The organism is Streptomyces sp. NPDC012794 (assembly GCF_042901085.1).
Classification (GTDB): Bacteria; Actinomycetota; Actinomycetes; order Streptomycetales; family Streptomycetaceae; genus Streptomyces.
This window is the reverse complement of sequence record NZ_JBIBCI010000022.1, coordinates 55,195-76,216: the sequence shown is the minus strand read 5'-3', so window position 1 is coordinate 76,216 and position 21,022 is coordinate 55,195. Positions and strand designations below refer to the sequence as shown.

Here is a 21,022-nt window from a genome sequence, read left to right as displayed (position 1 = left end):
CGGACCATCCGGCAGGCTTCGGTGGCACCCCCGCCGACCGGCCGGGACCACCCCGTCGACCGGCGGGCCGGGGCGGACGGGATCAGAGGTGGCGGTCGATGGCGGGCAGGAGGTCTTGGAAGGTGGCCCCCGGGGCGGGTGCGCCGATGGCGGTCAGCTGCCACGCCCCGTTGATGCGGGAGATCTTGGCCATGATCTGGGCGGTGTGGGAGCCGCCGCCGGACAGGGTGTAGCGGGCGAGTTCGGCCCCCGTCGATTCGTCCACCAGGCGGCAGTAGGCGTTCTCGACCTCGCCGAAGGTCGCGCCGGTGAAGGAGTTCACGGTGAAGACGATCTGGTCCACCTCCGCCAGCATCCGCGTGAAGTCGACCGTGATGGCCTCGTCGTCCCCCGGCCCGTCGCCGCCGGTGCGGTTGTCGCCGGAGTGCTTCACGGCACCGAAGATGCCGGTCAGGTGCTGGAAGCAGACGACCTCCACGACCCTCCGGCCGGCGTACAGGACCGCGGAAGCGTCGAGGTCGACCGCCGTGGGGCCCATCAGTCTGCCGAGGAAGCCCGTGCGCGTCCTCGCCTGCCAGCCCAGCCCCATCCGTACGTGGCTGAGGGGGGTCGTGTCGGGCTTGGTCAGGCTGATCCCTTGGCCTTTGGCGAGGTTGATGGACATGAAGAACTCCCGGGGTGGGTCGAGGCGAAGGATGTGGCCGGGCCCGAACGGCGGCCGGCGGGGAGGGCCCGCCGCCCGCACGCGGAGGGGATGTCCACGCGAGGGCAGGGGGGCGGCTGGACTGGTGTCCTGGGGGGCAGAGGCTGACGCCGAAGTCCTGGGCGGTACCGGCGAGCCCGGAGGCGAACCTTGGCCGACGGCCCGGAACTTGCACTCCGCGCCGCTGCGGTAGAGCTCGCCGAAGACCATCGCGGTCTCGGTGGCGGCGTCCTCGCTGAGGTCGTAGCGGGCGATCGCGACCCCGTCGGCCTGGTTCACCCCCCCGGATGTGTACGCGTGGCGCACCTGACCGAAGTTGTGGGCGCGGGCGGCTCAGCGAGACGTTGCCGCCCTTGGACAGCGAAACACTTATGGCGATTTCTCCTGACTTGGTGTACTCGAAGAAGGGCCGCATGGCCCCGTCCGGACCGGATGCGATAAGGCGTGGCAGGGGGCTAGTTGCCGTCGGCCGTCACCAGAACAGTGATCAGTACGGCGACGACCGCTGCGACGGCACCGGCGAGCAGGATCCGGCCGGTGGCCGACATGGGGTGCTCCTTGCTTCTGCTCCTGGCCGACGCACGGCCACGGCGAGCGGACACGGGATCATCCGCCGTCGGACAGGGCCGACGCTCACGGCGTCCCGGCTGGCAAGTCCCCAACCTCGTCGATGCTTCGGACTGGCGCTATCCGACGGTTGACCGGTCGTCCCCCGCCAAGCGGCGGGAGGATCATTCGCCGCTCGGCGGCGGTCACAGACCGGGACCGCCGCCGTTCCGCCACCCCCGCCACCTGGTAGGTGTGGCCGGTTGCCGGGTGGTGAATCCTCCGGATCCTCGCGGATGTCGTAGACGTGACTGCATCAACGACACCGCAGACCGCCGCCGTGAAGCCTCACCCTCAGACAGGGCGGCCACCACCGAGCTGGCCAGCACCGCCCCGTACACACCCCAAAGAGCACATGGGGACGCGCGGCCAGGCGGCGCAGGGGGCACGGACGGACTGACGCACGTATGAGCCGAGCATGGTGGGACGGTCCTCGAAACGGTACGGACATCGGCTGCGGCCCTCGGACTCGGCGGGGGGCCAGGGACCGATCCCACGGTACGAGCATGGCGGGCGCCATCCGCCGACACTCCTCCGCCGGCCTGCCGACCGGCCGGAGCGCACCCCCCGAACGGCTGGAGCCGACCCGCCGGGTGTCCACAGTCGGTGGGTGATCACGTCACCGCGTACCCTGCCCGGCGTACGGTCGACGTCAGGCGAACCCTTACGAGCACGCGGGACCCCCGAATGCGCGGGTCGCCGAGCAGCGGGACAGCGCAGACGAGAGTGTGAGGCGGGACGCCGGTGATCCGGGTAGTGGTGGTGGACGACGAGGCCCTGGTGCGGTCCGGGTTCCAGATGATCCTGAACGCGTCCGACGGCATCGAGGTCGTGGCGACCGCCGAAGGCGCCCAGGCGGCCCACGTGATCCGGCGCGAGCGGCCGGACGTCGTGCTCCTCGACATCCGCATGCCGGACGTGGACGGCCTGACCGTGCTGCGGCAGATCCAGGAACTGCCCGCACCACCACACGTCGCCATGCTGACCACCTTCGACACCGACGAGTACATCCTGACCGCACTGCGCTCAGGAGCCTCCGGCTTCCTCCTCAAGGACACCGAGCCCGAACAGCTCGCCCAGCTGGTACGCACCCTGGCCGCGGGCGGAGTCGTCATGTCCCCGAAGGCATCGCGCGCCCTGCTCCGCAGTCACCCGGGGGCCGGAGCACCCCAGGACGCGGACGTCTCGCGCGTCGGCCTGCTCAGCGACCGGGAACGCGACGTCCTCGTCCTGGTCGCCGAAGGACTCTCCAACGCCGACATCGGCACCCGCATCCACCTGAGCGCGGGCACCGTCAAGGACCACGTCAGCTCTATCCTGACCAAGCTGCGGGTCTCCAGCCGCGTCCAGGCCGCACTCCTCGCCGAGCGCGCCGGACTGCTCACCCACCACGACGACTCCACGGCACGGGACAACGGACGATGAGCACGGGCCGGGCACTGTGGCGGCGCGTACCGCCCTGGGCCGTCGACACGGGGCTCGTGGTGCTGGCCGCGCTCGACGCCTGGATCAACCTGCTGGGCGAGGGCACTCCTGTGATGTGGGCCTGCGCCGCCGCAGGCTCCGCCAGCCTGCTCCTGCGCAGGCGCTTCCCGCCGGCCGTCTTCCTGCTGACCCTGCCCATGACCCTGTTCATGGACGTCGCGGTCGCGCCGATCGCCGCCCTGTACACACTCGCCGCGTCCACCCGCAACCGCCCGCTGCTCGTCGGCTGCGCCCTGCTGAACGCCACCGCGGCCACCCTCTTGTGGCCGTTGTCCGACGCGTTCGACGGCGACCGCACCTGGACGCTTGTCCAGTTCGTCTATACGCTGGCCACGGCCTTCGCCCCCGTCCTGTTCGGCCAGCTCGTGCAGGCCCGGCACGACGTCGCCCGCCAGCTCGCCGAGGTCGAGGAGGCCCGGGAACACGAACGCGCCCTCTACGCCCAGACCGTCCTCGCCCGCGAACGCGCCCAGCTGGCCCGCGAGATGCACGATGTCGTCTCCCACCAGGTCAGCCTCATCGCCGTCCAGGCCGGAGCCCTGCAGATGGCCGCCAAGGACCCCGACGCCCGCGACACCGCCCGCACCATCCGCACCCTCAGCGCGAACACCCTCGATGAGCTCCGCCACATGGTCGCCCTGCTCCGCGCCTCAGGCGGCAAGGCAACCGAACTCTCCCCTCAGCCCACCCTCGCCGACCTCCAGCAGCTCATCGCCAACAGCGGCATCGAGACCACCCTGACCGGAGGGCTCCCTCCCGGCATCAGCACCACCGCCCAGCGAACCATCTACCGCACGGTCCAGGAAGCCCTCACCAACGTGCGCAAGCACGCCCCCGGAGCCCGCGCCGAGGTGCGCCTGTGGCACGACGCACACCGCTTCGGCGTCACCGTCACCAACACCGCCCCCACCCGCCCGACCGTCGCCCTCCCCAGCGCCCGCCACGGCCTCATCGGCCTGCAAGAACGCGCCGAACTCCTCGACGGCACCCTTACCGCCGAATCCACCCCAGAAGGCGGATACAAGATCGAACTACGAGCTCCCGCCCGGCCCGACTGACCGATTCAACATGCTGAACTTGACAGGGAACCGCAGGGCGTGCCGGGCCCGGTAGGTCTCCGGCATCCCCGCCACCGCCACCCGCTCGGTATCGAACTGCTTGATGCCGTCGCGCCGAACAGGGCCGCCCGGGTGGGCGTACCGGACTGGGTTCGTCAGCATCGCACCCACGCCGAGCCGGTGGGCCAGCCTTAGGGTGCGCGGGCCAGTCGCGGGCCCCCTGTCCTGTTCCGGGCAGACCCCGGAACACCGTCTCCAGCCGCAGGTTCCTGCTCGCGACGTCCCGCCAGGGCGCGAGCAGCACAGGATCGGCACGCACTCCGGACACCCTGCCGACCAAGATCGTCGAACACAAGACCCACAGCTCGCACTTGAAGCAGGTCGGCTGAGCCCGGCGGGCGCAGCGACGGGACGTCCCGCAGGTAAATCTGGGCTACGGGAAGCATCGGGATCGGCCCTTCGGGCCAGGGGCGGCCCGCGCCGGCTTGCTGGTAGTCGGTCAGTTCCTCGGGCGTGTAGCAGAGGGAAGCGGGGGCGCCGTTCGCCCGGCGGGCTGCGTCTTGCAGGACGCGTCGCTGTAACCGGACGTCATCGGGCGACGGCGCCGGATTGTGCTGGTCCCATACGTGCGGACCATCGCAGTACGGCCACGGTTCGGTGGCCGGCCACAGCAGCGGGCCGCCGACCGAGCTCTCCTGCGTCGACGGTGGCCCGGCCCGGGGGTGGAGCCGGGTCGCCGTACGGGCCAGGGGAGCCAGCTGAGGCAGCGCCGTGGTGACGTCGAATGGCCGCGGCGGAGTGGTGCGTGTCATGCTGGCTCCCTCTGGCAAATGTGTGACGCGGTCAGTTGCCGGGGTTTGTGTTCGGCGGTGTTGCCTCGGGTGTTGGGGACGAACTCGTGGTCGACGTCGGGGCGGTTATTGGGGCGAGGCGAAGACCTTGCAGTACGCCGGCCACCGGCCTCCCGTCGACGGCGAGATGCCCGGCGCCACCCTCGGCCTCGTTGTCGGCTTTCCGACTGCCCGCGGCGCAGACGAGGCGGTCGCCACCGTGATCGGCGCGACGGAGGCTCGGCCTGACGGTGGAGGCGGCCGCGGAGTTCTTCTGGATATTTCTAGGGCTTCAAGCAGTGGTGGCAGGGGCGTGGTCGGGAGGCGGACCGGCTCCTTTCGGGTGTTCTCCGAGGGCGTTGGCGGCGGCCAGCACGTCGAGGACTTCCCAGTGGAGGCGAGGGACTCGTCGAAGCCCTCGGCCTTGGGCTCGGTGATGTCCGGGCCGTTCGTGAGCCCGTTGTACAGGGTGAGAACGACGTCGTCGGGGAGGTCGAGGGCCTGGGACCCGCCGGAGGTGGCGGGAAGGCTGACGTGTCGCAGTGAGAAGGGCGTTCGCTGGGGCGAATGTCTCCTCACGCCCCAGCCCGGCAGCCGCCTCACACCGTCTTGATACCGCCGCCCTCGATGACGTAATCGGCGCCGGTAACGCTTGCCGCGCGGTCTGAGGAGAGAAACACGACGACGGCCGCGACCTCGTCGGCCTCGACCATGCGGCCAGTGGTCATGCCCATCGTCGCGGGCACCCCGGCCACGAATTCGCGGTGCCCGACGCCGTTCGCCTCCGCGAGGCGGGCACCGAAGCCGTCGGCGTCCTCCCACATACCGGTACGCGTCGGGCCGGGAGAGACAGTGTTCACGCGTACACCCTGAGGGCCGAACTCCTCGGACAGCGCCTTGCCGAACGCGTTGAGACCCGCCTTCGCGGTGCCGTACTCGATCGGGCCCGTGCCCGGCAGGCGGGCACTCATCGACGAGATGTTCACCACCGAACCGCGGCGCTCCAAGATGCTCGGCAGCAGTCGGCGGGTGACCCGGACCGTGCCGAACAGGTTGACCTCGAAGGCTTGCGCCCACAGGGCATCGTCAGTGTCGAGGAACCCGTTTAGGGTGAACGCGTCGCCGCCGCCCAGGTTGTTGACCAGGATGTCCACACCGCCGAGTTCCGCGAGCGCCTGTGCCCCCAACTCCTCGGCACCCTCCGGCGTGCTGAGGTCCACCGCTACGGGGTGGGCACCGGTCTCCTTCAGTTCGGCCGTGATCGTGCGGGCCGCACCGACCACGCGGACCCCCTCGGCGACGAGCTGCCGGGTGATCGCGAGGCCCACGCCTCGGCTGGCCCCGGTCACGACCGCGGTCTTATTAGCGAGATCGAGCTCCATGTCAGACTCCTCGAATGTATTTGAATTACAGGTACAAAATTAGGCCGCAAAAGAGAGCGGCGCCAAGCGGCGGCGCCGGTCTACAATGACGCCATCGCCGCGTCCACGACCCGCCTCAACTGCCCGGCGTCCTCAGCCGTCTTCGCCAGCACCCGCATGCCGATTACCGTTGCCAGCAGCCAGGCGGCCGTCGCCGCCGCGTCGCGGTCACCGGCGATCTCGCCGGCCCGCTGGCCTTCCTCGACGGTCGCCCGGAACGCGCCCTCCGTACGCGCGAACATCTTGCGCACCGTGTCAGCTGTCCCGGCATCCGAAGTGGCCAGCTCGGTAGCAGTGTTGACCGCCATGCAGCCGCGCCGGTCCGGGTCGCCCAAGTCGAGTTGAACCAGTGCCTCCAGTGCACCCCTCAGTCGATCCTTCGCTGAACCGGGGTGATCGAGAAGCGCTTCTAGCCACGCGGCCTGTGAGTCGCGGTAGCGCGCAAGCGCCCGTTCGAACAAAGCATGCTTACTGCCGAAGGTGTTGTACAGGCTGCCCTTGCCGATGCCGATCTCGTCCACGAGATCCTGCGGCGTCGTCGCCGCGTACCCCTTGCGCCAGAACACGCCCATCGCGCGCTCCACCGCCACGTCCGGATCGAACTGCTTCGGCCTGCCCATGGCACCACCGTAACACTGTTTCTGACCTTGAGGTCAAAAACAAGTTGCTTCTCGACGCCCACCGTCGTCCCATCCTGGGTGCCGACCCGGTAGTGGCCTTCCGGTCGGAGCGCTAGGCACTGTCTGACAAAGAATTTTGGAGGGGTTCACGGAGCCGGAGGATGAGCGCGGCAAGGTGGACTCGGCCGTGTAGCGGGCGGCGAGTTTGTCGAAGGGGGTGGCGATCGCGGAACTGCTTCCGAGGGCCGAAGCAGCGCTCGACCACGTGGTCGGTCAGGCGACGGTATTGGGACCGGTGGTGGTGCGGGCGTAGTGTTCGGCGATGTCGTCGCTGGTCGTCGTCCACACACCCGGGTGGTTGACGACGTATTCGAGTGCCTGGTCCAGGTACTTCATCCGGAAGGCCTGGCCGGTCACGAAGGGGTGCAGGGCCAGTGCCATCACACGGCCGCTGTGCGCGGAGTCCGCGTACAGCTGGTCGAGCTGGTCCTTGACGATCCGCACGAAGTCGGGACCGCTGATGGAATGGGTGGTGAACAGCCCCAGGTCGTTGAGTTCGAGGGTGTAGGGGACGCTCAGGAGCCCCGGTACGTTCAGTGGGAACGGCTGGTCGTCGGCGGTCCAGTCGAGTACGTAGCGCAGGCCGAGTTCGGCGATCAGCGCCGGAGTCTGGAACGTCTCGCTGAGGGCGGGTCCCATCCAGCCGCGCGGACGCTGCCCGGTGGCCTTCTCGATGGTCTCGACGACCTCGGTCAGGTAGGCGCGCTCGTCTGCCTCGACCTCGGCCTGCAGAGTGGAGTTGTTCTTGCCGTGCGCGAGCCAGGCCCAGCCGCGCGCCCGGCCGGCCTCGACGATCTGCGGGTAGTGCTCGGCTACATCGGAGTTGAGCAGCACGCTCGGGCGCACGCCGTGCCGGTCGAACGACTCGATCATCCGCCAGATAGCCACCCGGGGGCCGTAGTCACGCCACCCGTGGTTCAGCGGATCCGGCACGAGCGCCGCAGTGCCCTGGTTGATGCTGGTGGACGGCTTGCCGAGGACGAAGTGTTCCACGTTGAGGCCGACGTAGAAGGCCACCCGGGCGCCGTCGGGCCACTGGACGGGCGGGCGCTCGGTGATGGGGCTGAAGTCGTACAGGCCGTTGTGCATGGAGTTCCCTTCGCAGGAGCCGTCCGGGGGACGGCAGGGGAGTAGACCGCTGGGAGACGGTCCGTGTCGTATCGCGAACCGATACGGATCGTGTCGTGATATTGGGTTGGTGTCAACACGAACCGGATCGTCTCCCCAGTGCGGTAGCGTGACCTCGTCAACACCATGGAGGCGACATGAGCACGACGCGTGCGCCCGATCCCGCCCGGCGCAACCCGCAGGCGACCGCCGCGATCCTCGAGGCCGCGCTCGGCATGGCCCGCGAAACCGGCTTGGCGCGTGTCACCATCGAGGGGATCGCGGCTCGCGCAGGCGTCGGCAAGCGGACCGTCTACCGCTGGTGGCCCTCCAAGGGAGCGGTCGTCCTCGACGCGTGGGCGCAACAGCTCGAAGAGCGCCTGCACCGACGCCTCGAAACCGCTCAGACCGGCGACTTCGAGGCCGACCTGAAGCTGATGGTCAAAGACGCCTGGATCGACACGATCGGCGACACCCGCGGTGTGCTCGCCTCGATCGTCGCCGAGTCCCAGCACGACCCCCACCTTGCCGCGGAGTTCCGCAAACGCCTCATCGACCCCGCCAGCACGCTCGTCGCCGAGCGTATCCGCCGCGCCCAGGCGGACGGACAGGTCGCCGCCGACATCGACCCGTACCGCGCCATCGAGCTGATCTACGCCCAGCTGTACTACCGGCTGCTCGTCGTACGCGGCCCGAGCGACGAGGCATACGTCGAGGACGTCGTCGAGCTCGCCATGCGGGGACTCAGACCCCCTCGCCAGAACGGGGCATGACCTCGCGGGAACCTCCGTGGTGCCCGGCGTCGTGGCGGAGGGGGGGGAACGCTGCGTGATGCTGGCGGCGCCACGCAGAGAGTGAGCGCGACGGCACCTTCTACGAACCGCGGTCGTTCAGCCCGGCTCGAGCCACCTCCCGGAGCTCTGGCATCGGCCTGGTCCGCCTGCGGCTGAAAAGGCCAGAGCCGTGGCCGTGGGCAGCCGGGGCCCTACTACGACTCGCGACTGGTCAAGCGGCTGCCAAACGCCCGACTCAGGCCAGAGGGGGCGTGGCAATTTGGCCTTGCATGATGATCGAGGCCACGCTGCCGGTCCGAGTGGACCCGATCCAGACCGGGGCGCCTCCTTCGGGGGCGTCGAAGGCGATGAGATCCGACCCTCGAACGAACCTCTTGGTACAGCAACGGCTACTAATCTCCGGGGGTGCAGAGAAGTCAGCGCAGCCGGCATCGGCCCGTGCAGCTCCGTAGGCTGACCTTGGGTCAGGCCAGGGAAGGTGGTTCTCGGTCATCGGTCCCAAGCGCCTTGCAGAACTCGATCACCAACGAGCCCATACGGCGCATCCGGGACCCGGGGGCGGGGGCCTGGGCGGTGACCCTCCAGACGCCGGGCCAGGTAAGAGCTCCCAACGGTGGTCCGTCTGGATCAGCGGCCGCGATGACCAGGCCCGCCTCCCACGCTACCTTCCGAGCGTCCGTCACGATCAACCCGACGAGGTCAGGAACAGTCACCTCGTCAGCCGTATCGGGTCCCACCCAGCTCATACCGGCCTCCCCACCGGACAGTATCTACCCGTTCTCGAACCGAGGGAAGAATTGCGGGCTCCACGAGCTGGGGCGCGGACGAGGCGTCGGCTCGCAGGAGGAGCCCCTCCCCCGCACGGGGGAGGGGCGGGGCGAAGCCGCCCGGGGGCTTGCTCGCAAATGGCGCTGACGCACCGGCCGCCGCCTGGTTGCCCGTCTCTCGGAAACTCCCACGCACGCTCGCCGAGCCCCCGGAGGAACATCGGGGACTTCGATGCCCCGGGCGCCGACATCGAGCGGGATGGGGTCGCCCGTACGGCGTGCTGGAGCCGGGTGATCGGGTCCTGCTTATGACGGCCAGGTCCACGAGTAAGAGCCGCCCACGGCTGCGGGGAAGACCGACGTCCGCGCTGGGCCGGGTCGCGCGACGCTACGGGCTCGACCCGGCCGAGCTCCAGCGCCTGGTCCTCGCCGCCGTCACCCCGTAGTACGGGTGTAGAGGAAGGCGTCATCGGACAGGTCGTATCCGTATTCCTTGCGGTCGAGCTGGTAGAGCGCCCACGACAGTTGTTCCGCGAAGCCGGTCAGGTCGATGGCGTTCGTGCACCCTTCGGACCGGAGTTTGTCCAGGTGGGCCTTGTAGGGGTCGAGCTGGCTGGGCCGTGGTTGATGTCGTCCGGCCAGCAACTGTTCGAGGGTTTCGGCGCGGGCGGTGCGGCGGACGGTGTACCGCCGATGTGCAGTTCCCGGGCGATCTCGCGAATGCCGTGCCCCAGGGTGTGGAGGGCGTGGACGCCGGTGTGGCGTTCGCGGATTCGGGCTTCGATCGGTGACATTGCCTTGGTCGGGCTTGCCGGGTCGGCGGTAGAGATATTCGCGGTGCTGTCCGGTCCAGTGGACGGTTTGAGAGAGGCGTTGTGCTGGCCGACGCAAGTTTTGACCGCGGTGCCGAGGTTCTGCCAGATGTGAAAGCGGTCTGCGACCTGCACTGCTTGTGGTGCGCCGGTGCGAGCGCCATCGGCGTAGGAGCCCCTTCGGTCACGGCAGATGATCTCCACGCTCGGGTGCTTGCGCAGCCAGTGCGCCAGCGTCTTCGCGTTCCGGCCGGGCAACAGGTCAAGAGGCTGGCCGGTCGCGCAGTCGATGATCACGGTGCCGTAGTGCTGGCCGGTGGCGGAGCCGGCTAGGGGCGGGCTCCGTACGGTCCGGTTCCGGCTTGACGGCCCGCACTTGGTCCTCGCCGACGATGCCGAGGGCGAGCTGTCCTGCTCCCCGCGGCCGACCACCGCCGGCAACGGCCAGTGGACCGCCAGTTAGTCGAGGATCTCCTGACACGGCAGGGTCCGGTCTTGACCACGGCACCGCGATTCGCCCGCCGCGACCTCACCATCGCCAGACAGCCATTCCCACCAGCGACACCGTCCTGCTCGCCCTCACCACGCCCCGCCCAACCCGTACAGGGCCGTCCGGCCTCGTCTTCGGCCATGGCCCGCATCACCGCCCCGGCGCCGCCTGGCCCGCCTGGAACTGCGAGCCGCCCTCACCGCTCTGCGACGGCACCTGCCTCACTGCGCGCTCACCATCGAGCCGCACCAGGCTGTCGGGCCGGTAGACGCGGGTGCGCAGGAACGTGGCGATGGTGGCGGCGTCGCGGGGGCTGGAGAAGTGCAGCAGGGCCGACTCTGCGTCCGCGTCGGTGTCGTCCTCCTCCTGGTCCTCGCCGTCCCCGCCGGCACCGACGATCCGCCCGTCCTCGTCGCGCCGGAGGTGGACCTTGCGCTTGCCGCTGGTGAGGGCGCGGGAGGCGAGCTGCTCGACGAGGCGGTCGTCATGGGAGCGCAGGCCCTGAGGACGGCTACAAGAGGCCGGAAGCTGGTGAAGGCGACCATGTCGGTCGGGTCCTCGCCCGGCTCCAGGAACACGGGCACGATGATCTGGGCGACCTTCGTAGAGCCGTCGCGGTTGAGCCGCAGGCCCCGGCCGATGTTTTTTTGGACGATCTCGAACTGGGAGCCGCGGGTTCGGCGAAGCAGATCGCCTCGACCCCCGCTCGCCGGTGATGTCGACGCCCTCCCCGAGCACGCGCACGGAGGCGAGGAACGCCCGGTGGACCCGGCGCCCCGCCGCGTCGATGCGGTTGGCGAATTGCCGCAGGACTTCGCGGCGCTCGGTGACGAGGTGGTTCCCGCACAGCCACGCCGACCACACCCGGTCCGGCGGGGCGTGCCGACCCGCCTCCAGCTCGTAGAACTCCGCCTCGATCGACGACTTCGGCAGCTTCTCCGCGGCTGCCAGGTCGGTGTCGGAGGCGTCGGCGGCGTACAGCTCGGCGGCCGTCTCGGGCAGTTTCTCTGCGAAGGCGGCCGCTTCCTCGACTCTCTGGTGGAAGGTCATGACCGTACGCAGGTTGTACGCCGCGGCGTGCTCCAGGAGGGCGGCCTGCAGCAGTGCCAGTCGCCGGCCCCGCTGCGCATCCTCGGACTCCCCGACGGGGGAGGGGTCGCGGATTCCGAGGACGGGCCACCGTGGACGGGAGTGCGGTTCGCGGCAGCGTGGACGGGAGTGCGGTTCGCGGCAGCGTGGGGGAGCTGTGACGTCTTGGGTGTGGTTGTGGTCCGCCTGGGCCTGGTGGCGGAGGTCAGCGGGACCGGGCGGTGGAGCGGGGTGGGATGTTCCGTCACCCGTTGCGGTTCAAGGGGCTGCGCCTGGATGTGGGTGTGGAGGACGTGCTTCGGTTCGGGGAGGGTCCGGCCGCGGCCGCAGGCTGAGTACGCGGCAGGGACGGCCAGCTCCGCAGCCGGCCCCTGCCGCGTGTGGGGTCAGCGGTTTTCGCCGAGTTCCTGGTGCATTTGGGCCTGGTTGTTCTGACCCTGGGTGAGGGCGGCTTTCTCCATGTCGCGGAACGCGGTGGAGGCGATGCCGAGGATGTCCTTGTAGGGGTCGAGGCCGGTGGTCTTCTCCACGCCGCCGCCGAGGAGGCCGCCGCCGATGCCGCTGACCATGTTGTGTCCGGCAGCGATCGGCTTGGCGGCGGCAGACAGGACGCTCTTGGGCAGGCCGGCCATTTCGGTGTACGAGTGCCTGTTTGTGTGTCGCCCTCATTCAGCCTCCGGCCTGCTCGGCGAAGCCGGACGGAGATAGCCGGTCCGGCTGTCGGTGCAGCCGCGCGAGTGTGCTGGGGCTCCCGGGTCCTACAGGGCCCGGGATCAGCTGGGCGGTGTGTCGCTGATGGCGAGGATGTATCCGTTGAGGTCGCGAAAGACGATCACGCGATAGGAAGGGTCATCGGTGTGATCGGTGATGACCTCGGCATGTGCGCGGATGCGGGTTGCGACATGGTCGAAGTTCGGGAGGCCGGTGATGGTGATGGTTGCGGTGGCTCCGAGCGGCCGGCTTGCCTGGGGGTACTGCTGCCGGAAGGCGTGTTCGGGTTGCAGGACGAAGAGGGTGGTCGTGCCCTGCTGGACGGCTGCCATGCCTTCCGCGAGGTGCGGGGGTGTCCCGGTGAATCCGAGCTGCCGATAGGCGGCGAGGGTGCGGGCGACGTCGGGGACGGCGAGGACGGTGTGGGCGAAGGGGTCAGGCACGGCTGGCGCTTCCTGGTGTGTTGAGCGAGAGAACGGCCGGCCCGCGCCCTGGGGTGGGGCGGGCCTGGCCGGGCACCGAGGTCAGCGGACGATCTTGACTCCGAAGCGGCCGCCGAGGGCGAGTCCGAGGGCGGTGTGGAAGTGGGCGTACATCTCCAGGCCGCGGGCTGCGGCCAGGGGGCCGACGTCGATGATGTCGCTCCAGCCGTAGGAGGCGAGGAGTTCCCGGGCGGCGGTCTTGGCTTCCTGGTGGTCGCCGGCGAGGAACATGGTGTGGTCGCCGCCGCCGAACTCGGCGGGGTTGACGACGGTCTCCTGCTCCTGGGTGACGAAGGTCTTGACGACCTTGGTGCCGGGCAGGGCGCGCTGGATCTGCTCGGCGAGGCTGTCGGTGTCGACGGGGTCCAGGCGCGGCATCTCGCCCCACGGGGTGGGCCAGGAGTGCTCGGGGTCGCCGGGCTGCTGGTAGACGTACGGGACCGCGTAGTCGATCAGCGCCTTCCCGGCGAGGGCCGCGGCGGGAAGGGCGGTCAGGGCGGCGAGGGCGTTGGCGCCGTCGATGCCGTTGATGACGAGCTCGCCCGCGTCGGCGGCCTCTGCGAAGGCGGTCAGGGTCAGCTCGGGGTGGGCGGCATGGAAGGCGGCGAAGGGTTCGGTGCCCATCATGTCGGGCTCGGTCCGGGCGAGGGTGGCCTGGGGGTCGCGGGTGCCGACGATGACCTGGTGGCCGAGGCCGGACAGGCGGGCCGCATGCTGGCGGGCGCCCGCTCCGGTGCCGAGAATCGCGATCTTCACAGTGCTGCTCCTGTAGGGGAGGGGACTGCCTCGCGGCAGGCGGCCGTTCGGCCGCAAAAAAGACATTACGACTCTTTTAGGACATCTCACGTCCTAAAGCGAGGCGGACATCGCATCGGCCTCATCCGGCGGCATCCAGGGCGCGGCGGGCGACCGTGCGCAGGTGGTCCCTGACGGCCTCGTCGGCGTCCAGGGCGTAGTCGGCTCCCAGGCCGGCGAGGATCTGGGCAATGCCCGGGAGGTGGTCGCCGGAGCAGTCCACGGTGCAGGCGCCGGGGCCGGCTTCCTGGATGCGGGTGGCGAGGGCGAAGGTGCGGCGACGTACGGCCTCAGCGGGTTCCCGGACGGTGGCGATGGCCCGGTAGCACACAGGCGCGGACGCGATCTTGCCGGCGACGTACGAGGCCGGGTCCCCGCCTGGGACTGGGCGGGGTGTGAAGCGATGGCGGGTGGGGGTGAGTTCGGTGATGCGGTCGAGGCGGTAGATCCGCCAGTGGTCGCGGTCCCGGTCGTGGGCGAGGAGGTACCAGAGGCCGCCGGAGGCTACGAGGTAATGCGGGTCGACGCGGCGGTCGGCGACCGCACCGGTGCGGGTGGTGTAGGCGAAGGTGACGCTCTCGTGGTCGCGGCATGCCCTCGCGAGCGCGGCCAGGGTCGCGGGGTCGGTACGCGGGCCCCGGCGCTCCCATTCGATGGTGGCGGTCGACTGCTGCAGGGCCGCGACCTGGGAGCGCAGGCGGGCGGGCAGGACCTGCTCGAGTTTGGCGAGTGCCCTCAGTGTGGTCTCCTCCATACCGGTGAGCTGCCCTGCGGCGGTGCGCAGGGCGACGGCGGTGGCGGTGGCTTCCTCGTCGTCGAGGATCAGCGGGGGCATCGCGGCGCCGGCGGCCAGGCGATAGCCGCCGGCGTGGCCGGTAGTGCCCTCGACGGGGTATTCGAGCTCGCGCAGGCGGTCGATGTCGCGGCGCACGGTGCGGGTGGTGACGCCGAGCCGTTCTGCGAGCTCGTTGCCCGACCACTCGCGGCGGGTCTGCAGGAGGGACAGCAGGCGGAGCATCCGGGCGGGAAGGTCGGTCGTCATGCCGTCCAGCATGCTCCACTTCAAGGACATTAAGCGTCCTAAAAGGTTTCTACCCTGCAAGGCATGTCCGAGAACAAAAACCTGCAACCAGCACCGACACGGTGGATCCGCGCGGATGGGCCGCTGTTGCGGTGCTGCTGATCGCGTCCTTCGTGTACGTCGCGGATGCGACCGTGGTCCTACATCGCCCCTGCTCTACATCGGGCTGAGACGGGGGGCACCCTCGTCGGCCCGCTCGTTGGCGCGCTCCCCGTCCAGGTGCCTTCTTCGGTCTCGGCTGGCGGCCGATCTTCCTGGTCAACCTGCCCCTCGGCATCGCCGGGCTGATCGCGGCCGCCGTGCCAATCCGCGAGTCGAAAGCCGAGCGGGCCACCCGCCTCGACCTGCTCGGCGTGCTGCTCGCCACGGCAGGACTGCTCGCGCTGATCCTGCCGCTCGCCCAGAGTCATGAACTGGGCTGGCCCGCCTGGCCGTTGGTGACGATGACCACTTCCGTGCCGGTCCTGGGCGTGTTCGTCCTGTGGGAACGCCGGGTGGCCCGGCAGGGTGCCTCGCCTCTGGTGGTGCAGTTGCTGTTCACCCGCCGGGCATTCGCCGGGGCCCGGGGCTCAACTGCTGTTCGGGCCCGCGTCCGGGTGTTCTTCCTCGCCTGGACCCTCTACCTGCAGCTCGGCGCCGCTCCGCGCCTGTCCCGGACATGGCGGGGCGGGGTTAGGAGGCGTATTTGCCCAGTTCGCTGGCTTCGAGGACGGCCTTGTCGTTGATCCCGATGATGTAGCCGTCGGGATCGCGGAAGTAGAACTCACGCTGGCCGTTGTTGTCGGTGGTCATCGGCTTGATGATCTCGGCATGCTGCGCGATGTGCTCGTGGACGTTTTCGATATCGTTGACGGCGAGGTAGAACATGCCAGCGAAGCCGATCGGGGTGTCGGCCAGGACGGGAAGCCACTTCTTCAGGTCGGTGTTCCCGTAGATCATTCCGCAGAAATCGCCTTGAAACAGGAGCATATGGAGGTCGTCGCCGGGTCCGGCAGTGCTGGAGTCGACGTCGAAGCCGACCTTCTTGTAGAAGCTGATGCTGACGGCGGTGTCCTTCACGCTGATGCAGGGGACAAGGGCCATGAGTTTCTCCTGGGAGACTGGGGAGTATCGGGCTTGCTGTGCCCCGACCGAGCCAGGTGGCTGTCATGTCGATATCAACCGGTACGCCCACATTACGGCTTATTTAGGACATGTCGTGTCCTATGTGTCCATCGTGCTCCCGCGTTCCAGGTGGCGGCCTCCTACCGCGATGACGCGACCGTGGTGGTTCTGCGCAGGCCCGCCGCCTGGGTCCGCTGAGAAGAGGTGACGCGAAGCACGCCCGCAGCGCGAGGGCCTTGGACCAGCTCGACGTCAACCCGCTCGCGCACGCCACGATCGTCGGCGTCCTCAAGGACGTCCTGCCCGAGGCGCAGGCGGGTCTCCTGGTGGGCTCGCGCCAGTGGCCCCTGCTCGCGGCCCATGGACCGGATTCTCGACCGGGGCGGCACCGGTCTCCTCGGCGCGCAGCTGGCCCGCCTGGGGGCCGACACCTGGGAGGAAGGCCCGTCCTCCACCACGGTCGGGCGGCTCGTGGACGCGACCCTGCACTCCCTGACCGTGCCGCCCTCGGCGCCGGCCGTGCCCGCCTCCCGGGTCCGCGTCTCCCCGACGGCTGCCCGCTCCTGGTCCACCACCACGCCCGCCGCGGCCCCCGGACAGCAGGCCCCGACGGAAGCCGCGATCCCCGCCCACCGCCGGCAGACCGGACCGGTCAGGGGTGCGGGCGTACGTGGTGACGGCGAAGGCTCCCGCGACCGGGACGGCAGGGGCTCCGGGGTGTGCGGACCGAGTACGGGCGACCTGGTGGGCGATCCGGCCCCGGGACCGGATCGCCGTCGAGGGCTTGCTGCTGTCCCGGCGCTCTGCTTGCGGCCGCGTGGCGGCGGGCCACGTCGGTCTGGTGCAGGCGGACTTCGTCCTGTCGGTCCTGGTCGGCACGGCGGGCGTGGCCACCTTGTACCGGGGCCCCGTGTTGCGGCCGGAGTCCGCCGCGCCTGCGGCCGGGCCGCTGGTGGCGCCCTCGGAGGAAGTACAGCGGCACGCCGCCCGCGACGCGGGCGCCGGGCCCCAGCCTGAGGGGAGGCGCGGTGGTGATGTCCGGCAGGCAGCGGCGAGTGTGAGGGGGCGGCGTGACCGGGACGGTCCTGGCCGGGTGCGGCTGGCTGGCCGGCGAGTCGGGCCGGCTCACGGTGGGCGTGGTCCTGGCGGTGGTGGCCGAGTCGGTGTTGGGGGAGAGCCCGTGGCGTTCGGGTGCCGTGAGCCTTCCGGCCCGGCCGCGGGGTCGGCGGCGTGTGGCGGATGAGGAGGGCCGTTGCGGCTGTTGGCGGCCGCAGACCGGGCTTTCGACACGGAGGCGGGGGTGCGGGCGCTGGGGGAGGAGGCGTCGTTCGAGCGGATCGTGCTGCTGGGTGTCGGCGGCGACCCGGACCGGGAGTACCTGCCGCCGGGCCACGGCTACCCGCACCCGTGAACCCCACCCCGGATTTCAGTCCCGTCAGTCCCGTCGGAATCGCGGAAGGGCCGGCCCGCCGTCGGCGCCCCGTTCCAGTTTTCTGGAACAGGCGAGGGTGATTGCGTCGCAATCACCCGGCGCCGGTTGACGGCCGGAGTGATTGCCCAGCAATCACGTGGCCTCCGCCGGCGCTCGCCGCTAAGAATGCCCACCGGCCTGTAACCGGGACCGTACACAGCATCCGGACTCCCGCCCCCGGCCCGCCCCAGGCCCGTCCCCGCCCCGTTGCGGGGCGCGTCTTTGACGGCGGCAGGCGTGATTGCGGCGTAATCACGCGGTGGCTGACCTTGACTCGGCCGTTGTCTCCGGGTCCTGCGTCAGGTGGCCCGACAGGAGCTTTGCCCTTGCCGCCGCTGCCGAACCCGTCGATGCCCCTCTTATGGGGGATTTCCCTCCAGGGGGGTGGGAGCGACGCTTGTTCAGCTGGTGGCGGGCTTCTCCGGACCAGTGGTCCCTTCGAGGAGGAGTTCTGCATGCGTGCACTGAGGCGTTCGGTGAGGATCGCTGTAATTGCCGGGGCGGCGGCGTTGATGGCGGTGACGGGTATGGCCACATCGGCGCAGGCGGCGGAGGGGACGTTCTTCTACACCCGTGCCGACACGGGACGCGAGACACTCCTCGGCTCGACGCCGACCGGGCCGTGCATTGCCATCCCGGGCGGTGCCCGTCAGGCGACCAACGACACCGACACCGATGCCCGCCTGTACACGAACAGCAGTTGCACGTCATCCAGCAGGTTCCTCGGATCCCGGCAATCGGACGAATATGCCGCCCCGTTCCCGACGTACGTCAAGTTCGGCTGAGGCTCGTCCGTCAGGTCCTCACCGGAGCTAGGGTCCGTCGTCAAATGATCTTGTCCAGCGCAGGAGCGATGCGAGTGTGACCGCCGCTTCGTAGGAGGTGGCGGTTTTCTCGTAGCGGGTGGCGATGCCGCGGGAGCCTTTGAGCTGGTTGAAGCAGCGTTCAACGGTGTTGCGGCGGCGGTAGATCTGTAGGTCGAAGCCCGCGGGCCGGCCGCCTTGGCTACCTCGGTTGCGGCGGTGCTGCTTCTGGTCGTTCTTCTCCGGGATCGTGTGTCCGATGCCGCGTCGTCGCAGGTAGGCGTGGAATCCGCGTGAGCTGTAGGCCTTGTCGGCGACCACGTGGCCCGGTCGGCAGCGGGGCCGCCTGAGGCCGATGCGGGGCACTCGGGTAGACCATCCCGTTGACGACCCGGCGGTCCTTTGCTTGAGGCCGGCCTCTGCCGGCACTGGGTATCAGCGGAGCTAGAAAGTCCCGCTCGGAGTCGTCCAGTTCGTGGCGGCGAATCACGACGCCATGATCCACCATCGAACGATCATTTGAAGACGGACGTCGAGGAAATCACCCAACGCACTCCCGGCTTTGCGGGTTGGAAGCAGGAGGCCTGGCTGTACCACTGTGGCGACGGCGCGGCCTTTCTCGGCCCTGCCGGGTATCGCGAGCTTAAGGCCCACCCAGAGGCCCTCGCCATGCTCCGTGAAGACCATCGGCGTTACGGCTGGTCGCCGACAGATATCGAGGAGTTCTTGCGGGGGCTGGACCGCACTGGTGAGCCGACCGCCTACCTGTTCCGCTGCTCGCACTGCAACACAAGCCTGGCATCCTGAGACATCGGCTGACAGGCGTTCATTCCGCGCCGTGATCACGGCCGTCGTTTGTTGTTCGCCGGGGCTTCGTGCCCTTCTTGTGGTGTGTCAGTCGGGTGTAGGCCTCGCCCGTAGCGAGGACGAGTCCCACCTCGTAGCGGGTGGCGGGTGGCGGGTGGCGGGTGGCGGGTCGTCGGTTCTTCGAGCCGAGCGGACGTCCGGGGCCGGGGCGGGTTGGTTTTGGTGCACTGGCTGGCGTGCTGGTCTTCGCGCGGAGGTTCCTGAACCCGCGTCGGACGCGGGCGGGCGTGAGTCTGTTCGGTTCCGCCGGGCGTTCCCAGGGCCGGCGGAGGTCTCGTGCGAGGAGGGGCGGGCGCGGAGTTGGGCGTGTGCGGCGTGGACGATCCAGGTCCAGCGGTCGGCCCCCCCGGAGTTTCGCAGCCGCGGCCGGGTCCATCCGAGGGTTTGCTTGAGCAGGCGAAAGGTGTGTTCCAGGTCGAAGCGTCGTAGGAAGGACTGCCAGCACCGGTCGACATCCTGCGTGGTGGCGCCGGTGCCGGACCACCAGAGCCAGAAGGGCTTGTTCACTCCACCGCTGGGCAGCCTCTCGACCGATGTGCGGATCACGGTGCCTTCGGTGATCGGCAGCGGGCCCTCGTGGTCGAGCCAGGCGGCTCGGCGCGTCAGTCGTGGGTGGAGCCGGTCCCAGCCCATATACGACCGGCAGGAAGCTCGTGGCCTGGAGCGTAGGGCGAGGGGTGGCCAACTGCCGTTGCCGGTCACCGGGTCACCGGCCGTAGGTCTGGTGACACAGTGCTGTGACGGAAGGGCTGGTCACCCCATGGGCGGCGCGGCACAGCTCGGCCATGTCCACGGCGCCGGGCCCCGGGCCCGGCACGGGCCATACCGGGCGGTGCGGCGCGGGCGCATGGGTGTTCGGGCGGGTCTTCGCCCTCTTGGGTCTGGCGGCGGGGCGCTGGGCGGGCCGCGGGGGGCCTCCATGTTCTTCGTCAAGCGGTGTGGGCAGCACCGGCCCGGGGTTCGATCTTCTTCGTGGGGCATGAGACTGTCTGGTCGTGCCAGAGATGATGAGTGAGTTGGAGGTGGCCTTGGCTGAGGCGTCGTCTCCTTCATGGGCGCAACGTGTTCGTGCCGGGCGCGACCTTGCTTCCTTCGTTGATGTTCCTGAGGTTGCGGAAGTGCTGGTGGGGCTGCTGCTGGACGTCGAGGACACGGCGGTGACCCGGCAGACGGCAGAGGCGCTGGCCCGGGTGGGGACGGTGGCCGCTGTAAGGCTCATTGCTCTCGCGGTTGCCGAGGCTGACGACAACCAGGCTGACTGGCTGCGGACCGGGGTGCATGACGCGCTCGTGGGAGCGGACGGTGTGCCGAACGTCGCGGCGGCCTGCGCGAACCTTGCCCGGGACCAGGAAGACGCTGTCCGGCGGGCTGCCGCCGATATCTCGGCGTGGGCAGACGACACAAGGCGTTGACCTGAATCGACCTGCCCGTCGGCATGGTTCACGCAGCCGTCGCTTGGGGGAGGCGGGGTTCGTAGAAGGTTCTGCATGAACCAGTCGGCGCTCGCCGCACGTGCCGCCCGGGGGGAGGTACAGAGGTTGGGGCCGTGCGTTGACCGGGGCGCGGTGGGTTCCGTCTACCGGACAGGTGCCTCCGGCAGCAGTATGGGGCGTGCGCACGGTCGGGCAGGGCCTGGCCGGGGGGTGTGCAGTGGCGTTTCGCCGGTGAACTGGGCGGCCCGAGTGGGTGTACCGGCCGCTGTGGGCTCGTCGCCGCTGCGGGCGGGGCCGGTTGAAGCCCTCTCGTGAAGATCATGATGCGGGCCGCTGTCGCGGCCGCCGCCTTTGTTTTGTCCGTGCCCGTCACCGCCGCGTACGCGGCCGAGCAGCCGGCCGCGGTGCCGCAGGTCCTGCCGATGGGGGTGGC

General features: G+C 69.7%; 20 protein-coding genes and 3 pseudogenes. 8 read left to right on the top strand and 15 right to left on the bottom strand.

The window, feature by feature from the left end; genetic code table 11:
- Nucleotides 1-82: 82 nt before the first annotated feature.
- Nucleotides 83-664 (bottom strand): TerD family protein, encoded by a 582-nt coding sequence (locus ACFY7H_RS29765; protein WP_388944351.1) that lies wholly within the window; start codon nucleotides 662-664, stop codon nucleotides 83-85.
- A gap of 195 nt (nucleotides 665-859) precedes the next feature.
- A pseudogene (locus ACFY7H_RS29760) lies at nucleotides 860-1,021 on the bottom strand (TerD family protein); the annotation flags it as partial.
- A 1,032-nt stretch (nucleotides 1,022-2,053) separates the two neighbouring features.
- Between ACFY7H_RS29760 and ACFY7H_RS29755 the strand changes: the two are divergent.
- A complete protein-coding gene (locus ACFY7H_RS29755; protein WP_388944277.1) occupies nucleotides 2,054-2,734 on the top strand; it encodes a response regulator in 681 nt (226 codons plus the stop codon).
- Nucleotides 2,731-3,852 (top strand): sensor histidine kinase, encoded by a 1,122-nt coding sequence (locus tag ACFY7H_RS29750; protein WP_388944274.1) that lies wholly within the window; start codon nucleotides 2,731-2,733, stop codon nucleotides 3,850-3,852. Before ACFY7H_RS29755 ends, ACFY7H_RS29750 begins: the two co-directional genes overlap by 4 nt.
- 1,429 nt (nucleotides 3,853-5,281) lie before the next feature.
- Here ACFY7H_RS29750 and ACFY7H_RS29745 read toward each other — a convergent pair.
- From ACFY7H_RS29745 to ACFY7H_RS29735, 3 genes are all read right to left on the bottom strand, one after another.
- Complete coding sequence (locus ACFY7H_RS29745) at nucleotides 5,282-6,064, bottom strand: SDR family oxidoreductase (RefSeq protein ID WP_388944270.1); 783 nt, start codon at nucleotides 6,062-6,064, stop codon at nucleotides 5,282-5,284.
- A gap of 80 nt (nucleotides 6,065-6,144) precedes the next feature.
- Nucleotides 6,145-6,723, bottom strand: a complete 579-nt coding sequence (locus tag ACFY7H_RS29740; RefSeq protein WP_388944267.1) for a TetR/AcrR family transcriptional regulator — start codon at nucleotides 6,721-6,723, stop codon at nucleotides 6,145-6,147.
- A 273-nt stretch (nucleotides 6,724-6,996) separates the two neighbouring features.
- Entirely contained in the window at nucleotides 6,997-7,872 is an 876-nt protein-coding gene (locus ACFY7H_RS29735; RefSeq protein ID WP_388944264.1) for a polysaccharide deacetylase family protein, read from the bottom strand.
- Nucleotides 7,873-8,048: 176 nt separating this feature from the next.
- On the opposite strand from ACFY7H_RS29735, the gene ACFY7H_RS29730 reads away from it, so the two are divergent.
- Nucleotides 8,049-8,663 carry a TetR/AcrR family transcriptional regulator gene (locus ACFY7H_RS29730; protein WP_388944261.1) on the top strand — a complete coding sequence of 205 codons (615 nt, stop codon included), beginning with the start codon at nucleotides 8,049-8,051 and terminating at the stop codon, nucleotides 8,661-8,663.
- A 485-nt stretch (nucleotides 8,664-9,148) separates the two neighbouring features.
- On the opposite strand, the gene ACFY7H_RS29725 is transcribed toward ACFY7H_RS29730, so the two are convergent.
- The 7 genes and pseudogenes from ACFY7H_RS29725 to ACFY7H_RS29695 form a co-directional block, all read right to left on the bottom strand.
- Nucleotides 9,149-9,430 carry a PASTA domain-containing protein gene (locus ACFY7H_RS29725; protein ID WP_388944259.1) on the bottom strand — a complete coding sequence of 94 codons (282 nt, stop codon included), beginning with the start codon at nucleotides 9,428-9,430 and terminating at the stop codon, nucleotides 9,149-9,151.
- 563 nt (nucleotides 9,431-9,993) lie between these two features.
- On the bottom strand, nucleotides 9,994-10,695 hold the full coding sequence (locus ACFY7H_RS29720) for a transposase (RefSeq protein WP_388944349.1): 702 nt from the start codon (nucleotides 10,693-10,695) through the stop codon (nucleotides 9,994-9,996).
- Nucleotides 10,696-10,975: 280 nt separating this feature from the next.
- Nucleotides 10,976-11,926, bottom strand: a pseudogene (locus tag ACFY7H_RS29715) (helicase); the annotation flags it as partial.
- Between the two features lie 302 nt (nucleotides 11,927-12,228).
- Nucleotides 12,229-12,474: a hypothetical protein gene (locus ACFY7H_RS29710; protein ID WP_388944256.1), complete on the bottom strand. Its 246-nt coding sequence runs from the start codon at nucleotides 12,472-12,474 to the stop codon at nucleotides 12,229-12,231.
- A gap of 141 nt (nucleotides 12,475-12,615) precedes the next feature.
- Nucleotides 12,616-12,996 (bottom strand): VOC family protein, encoded by a 381-nt coding sequence (locus tag ACFY7H_RS29705; RefSeq protein WP_388944253.1) that lies wholly within the window; start codon nucleotides 12,994-12,996, stop codon nucleotides 12,616-12,618.
- A gap of 81 nt (nucleotides 12,997-13,077) precedes the next feature.
- Nucleotides 13,078-13,791, bottom strand: coding sequence for an NADPH-dependent F420 reductase (locus ACFY7H_RS29700; protein WP_388944250.1), 714 nt, complete (start codon nucleotides 13,789-13,791; stop codon nucleotides 13,078-13,080).
- Nucleotides 13,792-13,912: 121 nt separating this feature from the next.
- Nucleotides 13,913-14,872 carry a helix-turn-helix transcriptional regulator gene (locus ACFY7H_RS29695; protein ID WP_388944247.1) on the bottom strand — a complete coding sequence of 320 codons (960 nt, stop codon included), beginning with the start codon at nucleotides 14,870-14,872 and terminating at the stop codon, nucleotides 13,913-13,915.
- Between the two features lie 338 nt (nucleotides 14,873-15,210).
- Between ACFY7H_RS29695 and ACFY7H_RS29690 the strand changes: the two genes are divergently transcribed.
- Nucleotides 15,211-15,636 (top strand): hypothetical protein, encoded by a 426-nt coding sequence (locus ACFY7H_RS29690; protein WP_388944244.1) that lies wholly within the window; start codon nucleotides 15,211-15,213, stop codon nucleotides 15,634-15,636.
- Here ACFY7H_RS29690 and ACFY7H_RS29685 read toward each other — a convergent pair.
- Nucleotides 15,584-15,994, bottom strand: coding sequence for a VOC family protein (locus ACFY7H_RS29685; RefSeq protein ID WP_388944241.1), 411 nt, complete (start codon nucleotides 15,992-15,994; stop codon nucleotides 15,584-15,586). The genes ACFY7H_RS29690 and ACFY7H_RS29685 overlap by 53 nt on opposite strands.
- 1,273 nt (nucleotides 15,995-17,267) lie before the next feature.
- Between ACFY7H_RS29685 and ACFY7H_RS29680 the strand changes: the two genes are divergently transcribed.
- Nucleotides 17,268-17,426: a hypothetical protein gene (locus ACFY7H_RS29680; RefSeq protein ID WP_388944239.1), complete on the top strand. Its 159-nt coding sequence runs from the start codon at nucleotides 17,268-17,270 to the stop codon at nucleotides 17,424-17,426.
- Nucleotides 17,427-17,941: 515 nt separating this feature from the next.
- Nucleotides 17,942-18,271 carry a hypothetical protein gene (locus tag ACFY7H_RS29675; protein WP_388944236.1) on the top strand — a complete coding sequence of 110 codons (330 nt, stop codon included), beginning with the start codon at nucleotides 17,942-17,944 and terminating at the stop codon, nucleotides 18,269-18,271.
- Between the two features lie 27 nt (nucleotides 18,272-18,298).
- Here ACFY7H_RS29675 and ACFY7H_RS29670 read toward each other — a convergent pair whose 3' ends face one another.
- On the bottom strand, nucleotides 18,299-18,655 hold the full coding sequence (locus tag ACFY7H_RS29670) for a transposase (RefSeq protein WP_388944233.1): 357 nt from the start codon (nucleotides 18,653-18,655) through the stop codon (nucleotides 18,299-18,301).
- 153 nt (nucleotides 18,656-18,808) lie between these two features.
- Here ACFY7H_RS29670 and ACFY7H_RS29665 point away from each other — a divergent pair, with 153 nt between their 5' ends.
- Complete coding sequence (locus ACFY7H_RS29665; protein ID WP_388944230.1) at nucleotides 18,809-19,096, top strand: CbrC family protein; 288 nt, start codon at nucleotides 18,809-18,811, stop codon at nucleotides 19,094-19,096.
- 19 nt (nucleotides 19,097-19,115) lie between these two features.
- On the opposite strand, the pseudogene ACFY7H_RS29660 reads toward ACFY7H_RS29665, so the two are convergent.
- Nucleotides 19,116-19,783 (bottom strand): annotated as a pseudogene (locus tag ACFY7H_RS29660) (transposase); the annotation flags it as partial.
- A gap of 377 nt (nucleotides 19,784-20,160) precedes the next feature.
- Between ACFY7H_RS29660 and ACFY7H_RS29655 the strand changes: the two are divergent.
- Nucleotides 20,161-20,568: a hypothetical protein gene (locus ACFY7H_RS29655; protein WP_388944346.1), complete on the top strand. Its 408-nt coding sequence runs from the start codon at nucleotides 20,161-20,163 to the stop codon at nucleotides 20,566-20,568.
- The last annotated feature ends 454 nt before the right edge of the window (nucleotides 20,569-21,022 follow it).